The organism is Rhizobacter koreensis, from assembly GCF_013366375.1.
GTDB classification, from domain to species: Bacteria; Pseudomonadota; Gammaproteobacteria; order Burkholderiales; family Burkholderiaceae_C; genus Schlegelella_A; species Schlegelella_A koreensis.
The window spans coordinates 267,912-280,116 of record NZ_JABWMJ010000003.1; the positions used below are offsets into that span (position 1 = coordinate 267,912).

Consider the following 12,205-nt stretch of genomic DNA (forward strand, 5'->3'; position numbering starts at 1 on the left):
CGCGTCCGACTTTCGGGTGACCGGACGCGTCGCGAGCTGTGCGCGAGTCCGGTCGCACACCTGTCGTTCACCCTTGCGAGTTAACCCTGGGTCGCATCGTCCAGGACTCTTTTCCGAGCTGCGTGCGTCTCAAACTTGAGACGGATCGAACGTGCAAGAAGTCACGTGCGTCGACGGTCGCCGAGCAGCCATCTCACCAAGTTACCGGTTGCTGTCACATGTCTGATGCAGTTGTCGGACAACGTGCCGTCGACTTGTGGGAAGCATCGCCTTACAACAAAAAAACCTTGGTCTGACAGGGACTTGGCGAAGTGGTGGTGGTTGGTATTTTTCTTGCGGTAGCGCCGTTCGGACAGGCGTCAGCGCCTTCCCATCAGCAACTACCTTTGAGGAAACAACCATGAAGAAAACGCTACTCGCGTCTTCCATCGCGCTGGCCCTGAGCGCGTATGGGACGGCGTGGGCCAACCCGACCAACAACGGTCCGAGCGGTCTGGGCTCGACCGGCTCCCAGACCGCGACCGCGACGGCAACCCAGGGCGGCAACGGCAGCCCGCAGGCCAACGAGTTCTCGACGGCCACTCAGACCAGCAACTCGGATCTGAACAACAACAAGAGCACCAACAACTCCGACCAGAACAACAACAAGAGCACCAACAACGCCGATCAGAACAACGACAAGAGCACCGGCAGCAATCGTGACAACACCGGCCGTGCGCGCGCGCAGGGCCAGGGTACGGCTGCGGCCAACAACGGCGGCACCGCGTCGGCATCGCTCGCGAACTCGTTCAACACGAACACCGCGATCGCCCGCAGCCAGCTGAACGGCACCGTCACCGGCAACACCGTCAGCGGCCTCGGCAACACGGCCATCAACAACGGCACCGCCAACGGTGCCGCCGGCGGTACCGGCGGCAACGGCACCGGCGGCAACGCGCAGGGCGGCACCACGAATGGCGGTGCGGCCGGCAATGGTTCCGGCGCGGTCGGCGGCGCCGGCGCGACGGGCGGCACCGGCGGCACCGGCGGCTCGAACACCAACGGTTCGATGACCGCGGGCAGCCAGTCGAGCAGCGCGACCAACGGCAGCTCCACCGCGGGTGCGGGCGGCATCGGCGGCACGTCGACCGGCGCGACCGGCGGTGCGGGCGGCGCGGGCAACGCCACCGGTGGCGCGGTGGGCAGCACCAGCGGCGGCGTCGCTCCCTCGGGTGGCGCGGCCGGCAGCACCGGTGGTTCGACCACCGCGGCGACCGGCAGCACCAGCGGCGCAGGCGGTGGCAACACCAGCGCCGGCGGCAGCGCGTCCGGCTCGGGCGGCGGCGCGACGAGCGCCAGCGGCAGCACCAGCGGTGCCGGCGGCGGCGCGACCAGCGCGAGCGGCAGCACCAGCGGCGCCGGCGGTGGCAACACCAGCACGGGTGGCGGTGCCACGACGTCGACGGCCTCGACCGGCGGCGCGGCGACGGGCAGCACGGGCACCAGCGGCGGCGCCACTGGCACCGGCGGCGCGGCCAACGGCGTCGGCGGCGCAGCCGGCAGCACCGGTGGTGCGTCGGCTGGCCTCGGCGGCAACCAGACCGGCACCGGCGGTGGCGCGACTTCGACCGGTGGCGGCTCGACCGGCACCGGCGGTCTCTCGGTCGGCGTCGGCGGCTTTGCCGCCGGCACGAGCGGCGCGGCGGGCGGCACGGGCGGTGGCGGCACGGGCGCCAGCGGGGCTTCGGGCAGCACGGGTGGCATGGCTGCGGGCACGAGCGGCGCGGCCGGTGGCACCGGCGGCGGCGCGACCGGCGCCGGCGGTGGCGCGACGGCAAGCAACTCGCAGGGCACAGGTGCGGCGGGTGCGACCTCCGGCGGCGCTACGGGTGGTGGCACGACGGCATCGAACGGCTCGGCGGGCGGCGCTGGTGGTGGCACCAACGGCTCGGCCGGCGGCCTCTCGGCGTCGGGTCAGACTGCGGGCACGGGTGCGCTCGGCGCCGGTCTCGGCGTCGGCGGCTCTGGCTTGGCGGGTAGCGGCGCCGCAGGCGGCGGCAGCAATGCCGGCGGCGGCGCGGGCGGCCCGGCCAGCTCGTCGGCCAGCGGCGGCGGCACGGGTGCCGGCGGCGCGGGTGGCATGGGCGGCACTGGCGGCACGGGCACCCCGACGGCGGGGACCGGCGGCGTCGGCGGCGCGGGTGGCGGTGGCGGCGGCACCGGCGGTGCCGGCACGTCGACGGCCAGCGGCGGCGCGGGCGGCACGGGCACGAGCACCAGCGGTGCCACGACGGCTGGCGCGGCGACCGGTTCGGGCGCTGCAGGCTCGGGCACCGGCACGGGCACGGCAGGCGCGGCGACCAACACCGCGACCAATACCGGCGGTGCAGCGACGGGCACGGCGACCGGCACGGGCGGCGCGGCCACGGGCAGCGCGACCGGCACCAGCGGTGCAGGCATGAGCGGCACGGCGACCGCTGGCTCCGGCGCGAACACCGGCACGACCACCGGCACTGGCGGCGCGGCCACCACCTCCGCAGGCGCGGGCACCGGCACGTCCGGCGCCGGCACCGGCACGGGCGGCGCGGCGACCGCAAGCACCGGCACCGGCACCGGCACCGGCGCGGCAGGCACCGGCACGTCCGGCGCAGGCACCGGCACCGGCGGCGCGGGTTCGAGCACCGCAGGCGCGGGCACGAGCACGGGTGGCGCGGCGACGGCGAATGCCGGCGCGAACAGCGGCACTGGCGGCGCGGGCACCAGCACCAGCGGCGCGACGACCGCCACGGCCGGCAACGGCGCAGGCACGGCGGGTTCCGGCACCGCGACCAGCGGCACCGTCACCGGTTCGGGCGGCACGAGCACGACCAGCGCGGGCGCGGCCACCGGCACGGCAGGCGCGGCGACCGGCACGGGCGGCTCGAGCACCAGCACGGCGGGTGCGTCGACCGGCACGGGCGGCGCCAGCACCAGCACGGCGGGTGCCTCGACCGGCACGGGCGGCGCGGCCACCAACAGCGGTGGCGCGGCGACCGGCACGGGCGGCTCGAGCACCAGCACGGCGGGTGCAGCGACCGGCACGGGTGGTCAGTCGACCGCCAGCGGCGGCGCGGCGACCGGCACCAGCGGCACGGCGACCGCCACCGGCGGTAGCACGAGCGCGACCGGTGCATCCGGTGGCATGGCCAGCAACAGCGGCGGCAACGGCGGCGCGGGCGGCTCGGCGACGAACGGCAGCGCGACCAACGGCAGCGCGACCAACACCCAGACGCAGGGCAACCAGACGGCTGGCGTGGGCGCGACCGGTGGCAACGGCGGCTCGGGCGGCGCGGGCGGTTCCGGCACGGGTGGCACGGGCGGCGCGGCGACGGCTGCGGCGACCACCGGCGGCGTCGGCAACGGCGCGACCGGTGGCACCGGTGGCGCCGGCGGCAGCAATGCCGTCAACGCTGGCTCGTGGGCCATGTCCAACACGATGGGCTCGGCGGCGCAAACCGCGGCCGGTATCACCGTGATGGCGCAGACCACCGGCGTTGCGAACCTGGTGCAGCAAAGCGTCAACGTGCAGGCCAACCTGAATCTGGGCGGCCGGTAAGTTGAGCGAGGGCGCCGGCGGCCTCGGGTCCGCCGGCGCCCATTTCCAACCCGACAGGACACCAGTCATGTCACACGCAATGCGTACAGGCGTCGCCGGTTTGATCGCCGCGGCGCTGTTGATGGCGGCTCCCTGGGCTGCGGGCGCGGACAGCGCGCCCGAGCCCGCGGTGACGCCGCCGGCTGCCGACGCGGCCAAGCCGGCGCTGCCGCAGGCCTCCGTCGTCAGGAGTGAAGCGGCGACGCCAGTGCCGAGCCCCGCGCTCGTCGAGGCGGCGCCGCTGCAAGGCAGGGCTCCGACGGCACTCGTGGCACGCGCCGAAGGCGCGCCGAACAACTCGCCGGCAGCCTCTGAAGCGGTGCCGGCGGATGGCGCAGCGACCCCGCCGGGCGCCAAGGAGATGGCCGACGCGCCGCCGACGGACTCGACCGCCGCGTCGGAGGTCAAGAAGGAAGCCGCAGCGCGCGCACCGAAGAGCGATGTGGCGAGCGCCGATCCCGCCAAGCCGAAGGTCGCACGCGGCAACCCGCTCGGCCTGCAGGCCCTCGACTCGAGCGCGCTCGCGAACCGACGCGGCGCTGCCGACGTGTTCAGCGACATGCAGCTCAAGGCCGTGGTTGCCGAGAACCAGGCGGTGAACGTGAGCACCGGCAACAACGTGATCAGCGACAACGCGTTCTCGCACGCTTCCGGGGTGCCGATGGTGGTGCAGAACACCGGCAACAACGTGCTGATCCAGAACGCCACCATCCTGAACGTTCAGGTCAAGTAGGAAGCCAAAGCGATGCTTCTCCTGCGCGCCGCGACTGCCGCCGTCCTGGCCGGCCTGGCTGTGGCCGACGCTTCGGCGGGCACGGTCGAGTTGCCGTTCCAGATCGGCGGCGCGTATGCGGTGCCTGCGACCAGCATCAAGGAGGCGCGCTTCAAGACGATGATTCGGCAGCAGTACGACTTCAGCTGCGGGTCGGCGGCGCTCTCGACGCTGCTCACCTTCCACTACGGCATGCCGGTCACCGAGCAGAAGGTGTTCGAGGCGATGTATGCCCTCGGCGAGCCCGAGAAGATCAAGAAGGAAGGCTTCTCGCTGCTCGACATGAAGCGCTATCTCGAATCGCACGGCTTCGCCGCCGACGGCTACGAGGCGCCTCTCGAGAAGCTGGCGGGCGCGAGCATTCCGGCGATCGTTCTCATCAACGACAACGGCTACAACCATTTCGTGGTCATCAAGGGCATCCGCGACGAGCGCGTGCTGCTCGGCGATCCCTCGGGCGGCACGCGCGCGATGTCGCGCAAGGCGTTCGAGGCGATCTGGGTCAACCACATCCTGTTCGTGATCACCAGCCACCAGGAGACCGCGCGATTCAACGACGCGGCCGACTGGCGTGTCGCGGTCCGCGCGCCGTTGGGCGACGGCATCGATCGCGACAGCGCCGCACGGCTCGTGATGCCCAAGTTCGGCGCCGGCGACTTCTGACACAGCCATGGGACCGACTCCGAAGAGGCTTGCCTTGCTGATGTCCGCCGCCGGCCTGGGCATGTCGCTCGGCGCCCCTGCGCTGGCACACACCCAGGCGCTCGCGCCGGCGCTGCTCGGCAGCGCGCTGGGTCTGCCGAGCAGCTGGCACAACCGCTACGACCCGAGCGTCGATGCGGACCTGTCGGCCCTGGCCGGTTTCAAGGCCGCCGACTTCGCCACACTCGGCCGGGCACTGGGCGACGCCGATCCGCTGGTGGTCGCTTCCACCCGGCGCGCCTTCGCCGATGCGAACAGCCGGGCCTATGCGCCCGCACCCGGAGCGCGCCCGCCGGTCATGTCGGCAGAAGACCGCGCGGCCATCGCCCTCGCGCTGGTATCGATCGCCGAAGGCTGGCCGGCCGACGGCGAACTCGATTTCGCGGAGCCGGAAATTCAATCGTCGCCCGTGCCGGTACGTGGCCGTGAGACGGCGAGCGTGCGGGCGGAGGCGACCAAGCCCTCGGTGGCGGCGCTTGCCGGTGCGAGCGCGGACCCGGCCGTGCCGGCGGTGCTCGCCCCGATCGCCGAGCACGCAACCGCGAGGGTTTCCGCTGCCGCAGGTTCGTCCGCCCAGGAGCCGCTGGCGGCGGCTGCAGTGCTGGCGGTGCCCGCGCCGGCAGTGGACCTCAAACGAGACGGCGCGCGGCCGAACGCCGCACCGGGCCTGCATTCCCTCGACCTCGACCTCGAGGCGCTCGAGCCGATGGCGTCAGCTGCCTCGGCGGCGACCGGCGCGCGGGTCGAGCGACTCGATCTGGACCTCGACTTCGACATCGATCACGAGTACGCGGCCACGCACGCGGGAGTCGCGCGGCCGGCGATCGATCTGGACCTGGGCGCGCTCGCGGCCGGCTCTTCGGCCGGCGAGCAAGCGGCCGGTGACGCGGCAGCCCACGGCGGCGCGCCGGCCGTAGATCACGCGGCCAATGTCAGTCGCGAAGGGGTTCAGCGGGCCGGCGGCAGTTCGGCGCCCTACGACACCGCCGCGGTCGCACCGACGACTGGAATCGACCTCGATCTGGATCTCGACGTCGGCCTCGATCTCGACCTGTCTGGCGGCGCGGTTGCAGCCCACAGCACCGGCTCGCTCGCGGCTCCTGCGGCCTCCAGAGCGTCCGTCGATCTCGGGCTCGCCCTCGACCTGTATGCGCCGGCGGGGCCGACCGCGCGCAGCGCAGGATCTGCCGTGACGCCGACGCCGGCGCACGCGGTGCAGGCAGCTGCCGCACCGGTGGCAGCGCCAGTCGCAACGGCGCCGGCGCGGGCTGGCGCCGAGCCGGCGCCGGCGCTCGCGACCGCCACGGCACACGCGCAAGCAGAGGGTGCACGTCCACTTGCACGCGCGAGTGACCTCCCCTCGAATGCGTCGCCGGTGGAGCCTGCGCGTGCCATCGCGGCGACGTTCGCCGCCCCTGCCGACGCATCACGCAATGCCGCCGCTGCCGACGCACCACGCGGCCTCGACGCGAGCACGTCGGTGGCAGATGCTCGCGCGACGTCCGCACGAAGCACTGTCGAACCGCAAGCGCAGCCGAGTCGCGGCTGGCGCGGTCGGCAGCCGGTCAGTGCGCCCGACCTCGCGTGCGCCGGGGACGACGACGAGACGACCGCACACATCGTGGTCGCCTCGCACAGCGAGCGCGTACTGCGCAGCCTCGAGGTACTGCTCGCGGGCGATGACGCGAGCGCCGGGCGCTTCGGCGCGCAGCCGCCGGAAGCGTTCGCCGCGTCGCATGCCGAAAAGGCCTTGATGATGCTGGCGGGTGCGCGCCAGAAGGGCCGCCAGAGCTCGGCCGACGCCGAGGTCGAGCCCGGTGCCAGGAACGCCCGGGCCCCGTCGGCGATCGCGCCCTCCGAGGTCCCTCTCACGCCGGGCACGCGACGGGCGAGCGTCGACGCTGCATCCGGCCAGACGCGTGCTGCCGCCGAGCCTGTGTCGGCACGCCCCGATCGCAAGTCGGTGCTCGGCGACGACGTAGTCGCGATGGGCGAACGCTCGCTCGACGACGTGCGGGGCGGCTTTCAGACGCCGGGCGGATTGCAGGTGTCGTTCGGCATCGAACGCGCGGTGTACATCAACGACAAACTGGTGACGACCACCAGCCTCAATGTCAGCGACCTCGGCAAGGTCGCCGGCGGCGCGGCCGCTGCAGGTGCGGTCACCAGCGGCACCGGCAACCTAGCCCTGGTGCAGACGGGCAACGGAAACACCGTCATCAACGGACCGCTCTCGGGCAATGCGCTCGGCACCATTGTCCAGAACACGCTCGACAACCAGAAGATCCAGAGCGTGACGTCGATTAACGCGACCGTGAACAGCATGCAGATGCTGAAGTCACACAACTTCGTGTCGTCGTTGCGCGGTGCGGTGATCGATTCGCTGCGTCGCTGAACACCCGCGAGCCGGAGTTCAGTACGGCGCTGACGCGCGCGATGCAGCGTCAGCCGACGACCTTGATGCGGATCGTGCGCGCCGGCCAGCCAGCTTCGCGCAGGGCCGACTCGAGCACCGGCTGTAGCTGACGCAGCTTGGCGCCGACTGCGCCGTTCGGCACCAGCAACGACCAGCTCTCGTCATCGAGCGGCCCGGGCTTGACGTGCGGCGCGAGCGCGCGCGGCAACTGGCGCTGGATCGCCGCAAAGCGGCCGTTCGACGCGTCGATCCGCTCGCGCAGCCGTGCCAGCGGCACGCTCTGGCGCAGCGCGTCGTCAAGCGTGAGCGGGTCGGGCACTTCGCGGCGCCGGGTCGGATTCATTCGTGCGATCTTCGCAGGTCGTTCGAGGCACTAGGTGCCGCTGCGCCGGCAAGGGTTGCCGCCAAGGACGGGAGCGCAGACCCGCTGACGCGGTGGCGTCCCCGGAGAGCTGCCGGCGCATCGCCCGTCACGCCACCAAGGGAGGCGGCATGGGCGGGCCGGACGGTCAGGACGCGAATGGTAAAATTCGCGGCTTTGCCGGCCTTGCGACGCTTGCTTTCAGGGCGCGCGCCAGCATCTCACTGCATTGCCATGGGGCGGTGGGCTCGCTCGTCGAGACCGTCGCGGCTGTGCGCGTCTGGCTCCGGCCCTCTACACCCCCGATCCCATGCTGCCAAAGATTCTCACGTCGATTTTCGGAAGCCGCAATGACCGGCTCCTGAAGCAATACCGCGGCGTCGTTGCGCGCGTCAACGCGCTGGAGCCGACGTACGAGGCGCTGAGCGACGAGCAGCTGCGAGCCAAGACCGACGAGTTCCGCGGCCGTGTGGCCAACGGCGAGTCGCTCGACAGTCTGCTGCCGGAGGCCTTCGCCGTGGCGCGTGAGGGCTCCAAGCGCGTGCTGAAGATGCGCCATTTCGACGTCCAGCTGATTGGCGGCATGACCCTGCACGCCGGCAAGATCGCCGAGATGCGCACCGGGGAGGGCAAGACGCTGATGGCGACCCTGCCGGTCTACCTGAACTCGTTGTCGGGCAAGGGCGTCCACGTCGTCACGGTCAACGACTATCTGGCGCGTCGCGACGCCGAGTGGATGGGGCGTCTCTACAACTTCCTCGGCCTGAGCGTCGGCGTCAACCTGCCGCAGATGGCGCGCGAGGAGAAGCAGGCCGCCTATGCGGCCGACGTCACCTACGGCACGAACAACGAGTTCGGCTTCGACTACCTGCGCGACAACATGGTGCAGGACGTTGCCGACCGCGTCGCGCGCGGCCTCTCGTACGCGATCGTCGACGAGGTCGACTCGATCCTGATCGACGAGGCGCGCACGCCGCTCATCATCAGCGGCCAGGCCGAGGACCACACCGACCTCTACGTGCGCATCAACGCCGTGGTGCCCGGCCTCAAGAAGCAGATCGGCGAGCTCGACTTGCGCACCGGCGAAGGTGTGATCGAGCCGGGCGACTTCACGGTCGACGAGAAGACGCACCAGGTCTACCTCACCGAGGAAGGTCACGAGAACGCCGAGCGCCTGCTCACCGAGGCGGGCCTGCTCGCACCGGGCGCGAGCCTCTACGACCCGTCGAACATCGCGCTGATGCACCACGTCTACGCGGCCTTGCGCGCGCGTCACCTCTACAACCGCGACCAGCACTACGTGGTGCAGAACGGCGAGGTGATCATCGTCGACGAGTTCACGGGCCGCCTGATGACCGGCCGGCGCTGGAGCGACGGCCTGCACCAGGCCGTGGAAGCCAAGGAAGGCGTCGAGATCCAGAGCGAGAACCAGACCCTCGCCTCGATCACCTTCCAGAACTACTTCCGCATGTACGGCAAGTTGTCGGGCATGACCGGCACTGCCGACACGGAGGCGTACGAGTTCCAGGAGATTTACGGCCTCGAGACGGTGGTGATCCCGCCGAACAGGCCGACCATCCGCAAGGACGAGCTCGACCTCGTCTACAAGACGTCGCGCGAGAAGTTCGACGCGGTCATCGAGGACATTCGCGACTGCCACACGCGCGGTCAGCCGGTGCTGGTCGGCACCACGTCGATCGAGAACTCCGAGCTGATCTCGAACCTGCTGCAGAAGGCGAAGTTGCCGCACCAGGTGCTCAACGCCAAGCAGCATGCGCGCGAGGCCGAGATCGTGGCTCAGGCCGGTCGGCCGGGCGTGATCACGATCGCCACCAACATGGCGGGTCGCGGCACCGACATCGTGCTCGGCGGCAACGTCGAGAACCAGATCAAGATCATCGAGGCCGACCCGGCGATCAGCACCGAGGACAAGGCTGCGCGCGCTCAGCAGCTCAAGGACGAGTGGCAGGGCCTGCACGAGGCGGTGAAGGCCCAGGGTGGTCTGCGCATCGTGGCCACCGAGCGCCACGAGTCGCGCCGCATCGACAACCAGTTGCGCGGCCGTTCCGGCCGCCAGGGCGACCCGGGCTCGTCGCGCTTCTATCTGTCGCTCGACGATCCGCTGATGCGCATCTTCGCCGGCGATCGCGTGCGCGCGATCATGGAGCGGCTGAAGATGCCGGACGGCGAGGCGATCGAGGCCGGCATCGTCACGCGCTCGATCGAGAGCGCGCAACGCAAGGTCGAGGCGCGCAACTTCGACATGCGCAAGCAATTGCTCGAGTACGACGACGTCGCGAACGACCAGCGCAAGGTCATCTACCAGCAGCGCAACGAGATCCTCGAGGCCGAGGGTCTCGAGGATCAGATCACCAACCTGCGCCACAGCGCGATGCACGACGTCGTTCGCACCTACGTGCCGAAGGACAGCGTCGAGGAGCAGTGGGACCTGCCGGCGCTCGAGAAGGTGCTGCGCGAGGAATGGCAGCTCGAGGTGCCGCTGGTCGCCGAGGTCGAGAGCAGTGCCGCGATTACCGACGAGGATCTGGTCGAGCGCGTACAGCAGGCCGCCGACGCGCTGTTCCAGTCGAAGGTGGACCGCGTCGGCCTTGAGCAGTTCACGCCCTTCATGCGGATGATCCTGCTGCAGTCGATCGACTCGCACTGGCGCGAACACCTCGCGGCGCTCGACTACCTGCGCCAGGGCATCCACCTGCGCGGCTATGCGCAGAAGAACCCGAAGCAGGAATACAAGCGCGAGGCGTTCGAGCTCTTCGCGCAGCTGCTCGACGTAGTGAAGCTAGAGGTCACGCGCGTGTTGATGACGGTGCGCATCCAGTCCGAGGAAGAGGTCGCGCGTGCCGCCCAGGAGATCGAGCAGCGAGCCGAGCAGATCAGCAACGTGATGTACACGCATCCCAACGACGACGGCAGCGTATCCGAGGAAGCCGCCGCCGCGGTGGCGGCCGGAGCGGCCGGGGTCGCTGCCGCCGGTTTGCCGAAGGTCGGCCGCAACGACCCGTGCCCGTGCGGGAGCGGCAAGAAGTACAAGCAGTGCCACGGCAAGCTCGTCTGACGCGCCGGGAGGCGCGCGAGATCGGCTGATGCATCGGGGAACGGGCGCCGGAAGGCGCCCGTTGCGCTGATGACGTCAGCTCGTCGCGAACGCGCGGGCCAGCGACGCCGACAGGATCGCCATGCGGACCGGCTTTTCGGCGAAGACGAGGTTGTAAGCCGCGACGGCGTCGGCAATCTCGCTCTCCTGCACCATGCCGGTCAGCACCTGCGCGGTGAGCACGACGATCGGGGCGCTCGGGTGCTGCGCCCGCAGCGTGGCGATCAGGTCGAGCGCGCTCGACTCGCCGACCAGCCAGTCGATGACGAAGCCCTCGAAGCTCGTGGTCTGCGCCGCTGCTTCGAGATCGGCGGTCCGATAGAAGGCGCGCGGGTCGTAGCCACTGTCGCCCAGGTGCGAGCAGATCGACCCGGCCAGATCCTGGTCGTCGTCGAGAACGGCGATCACGCGGCGCGACGGTGCGCTCGGCGTCGCCTCGAGCCGTTCGACCCGGTAGGCGACGTGTTCAGCCGCCTCGCTGGCGGTAAGAGCGGTCCAGCCGGTAGCGGTGCGGATCGCGACGAGATCGTTCGGCCGCGGGTTCTCGGCGGTGGAGCCGAGCCAGAGCTGGCAAGGCAGGTTGGCCGGGCCGAGCTTCATCACGCCCGCGACGCTGCTGCGTTGAGGTGCACTCACGAGGTCGGCGAGGGACTCGCCGAACATGGCGGCGACGCGTTCCAGGTCTTCAAGCGACCACGGCGACGCGCCGTTCAGACGTCGATGCGCCTGGGAGTAGGACAGGCCCGTCGCGTCGGCGAGCCATGCGGACTGCCGGTACTTCGGCAAGCCGTGACGCTCGAGCAGCGCGCGCACGTAGCGCACGGCGAGGGGGACGGTTGCGGACGGTTCGTCGGTGTCAGGCGCCGCATCGGCGTCCAAGCTCAGTTCGGACATTCGTGAAAACCCGTTTGTTGCGCCGATTGTGAGAGAGCGGCAACAAGTCGATGGTTCGAGGCGAAAAGGTTTCCTTGATCTGCAAGTGGGTGCGGCGTAGAGTGTTTGGAAGTGTTAAGGCCCACGTCGTGATCGCGCGTGTCGCCTTCAGGCTTCCCGGCACCAACTTCGAGGTGACATTGCAATGAAGGCTCTGCTGATCGACGACCACCCACTCATTCTCTCGGCGCTCCAAGCCGTGATCCAGGGCCTCGGGCCCGACGCCAGCGCCATTGGCGTCAGCAGCGTCGAGGCCGCGCGCGAGGTGCTGGCCACCCACGCCGACCTCGACC

General features: G+C 70.8%; 8 protein-coding genes. 5 read left to right on the forward strand and 3 right to left on the reverse strand.

Annotation, left to right across the window (positions count from 1 at the left end):
* Window positions 1-400: 400 nt before the first annotated feature.
* The 4 genes from HQN59_RS08220 to HQN59_RS08235 all read left to right on the forward strand — a co-directional run bounded on the left by HQN59_RS08220 (window position 401) and on the right by HQN59_RS08235 (window position 7,482).
* Window positions 401-3,574, forward strand: a complete 3,174-nt coding sequence (locus HQN59_RS08220; RefSeq protein WP_176067989.1) for a hypothetical protein — start codon at window positions 401-403, stop codon at window positions 3,572-3,574.
* A 67-nt stretch (window positions 3,575-3,641) separates the two neighbouring features.
* Complete coding sequence (locus HQN59_RS08225; protein ID WP_176067991.1) at window positions 3,642-4,346, forward strand: flagellar biosynthesis protein FlhF; 705 nt, start codon at window positions 3,642-3,644, stop codon at window positions 4,344-4,346.
* A gap of 12 nt (window positions 4,347-4,358) precedes the next feature.
* Entirely contained in the window at window positions 4,359-5,048 is a 690-nt protein-coding gene (locus HQN59_RS08230; protein WP_176067993.1) for a C39 family peptidase, read from the forward strand.
* 34 nt (window positions 5,049-5,082) lie between these two features.
* Window positions 5,083-7,482 carry a hypothetical protein gene (locus tag HQN59_RS08235; RefSeq protein ID WP_176067995.1) on the forward strand — a complete coding sequence of 800 codons (2,400 nt, stop codon included), beginning with the start codon at window positions 5,083-5,085 and terminating at the stop codon, window positions 7,480-7,482.
* Window positions 7,483-7,531: 49 nt separating this feature from the next.
* On the opposite strand, the gene HQN59_RS08240 is transcribed toward HQN59_RS08235, so the two are convergent.
* Entirely contained in the window at window positions 7,532-7,846 is a 315-nt protein-coding gene (locus HQN59_RS08240; protein ID WP_176067997.1) for a DciA family protein, read from the reverse strand.
* Between the two features lie 328 nt (window positions 7,847-8,174).
* Here HQN59_RS08240 and secA point away from each other — a divergent pair, with 328 nt between their 5' ends.
* Window positions 8,175-10,940, forward strand: a complete 2,766-nt coding sequence (gene secA, locus HQN59_RS08245) for a preprotein translocase subunit SecA (protein WP_176067999.1) — start codon at window positions 8,175-8,177, stop codon at window positions 10,938-10,940.
* 75 nt (window positions 10,941-11,015) lie between these two features.
* Here secA and HQN59_RS08250 read toward each other — a convergent pair whose 3' ends face one another.
* Complete coding sequence (locus HQN59_RS08250) at window positions 11,016-11,873, reverse strand: helix-turn-helix domain-containing protein (protein WP_176068001.1); 858 nt, start codon at window positions 11,871-11,873, stop codon at window positions 11,016-11,018.
* The gene (locus HQN59_RS26025) at window positions 11,836-12,192 is read right to left on the reverse strand and encodes a hypothetical protein (protein ID WP_246294769.1); all 357 of its coding nucleotides are present in this window, start codon (window positions 12,190-12,192) and stop codon (window positions 11,836-11,838) included. The genes HQN59_RS08250 and HQN59_RS26025 overlap by 38 nt, the downstream gene beginning before the upstream one ends.
* Window positions 12,193-12,205 lie beyond the last annotated feature (13 nt).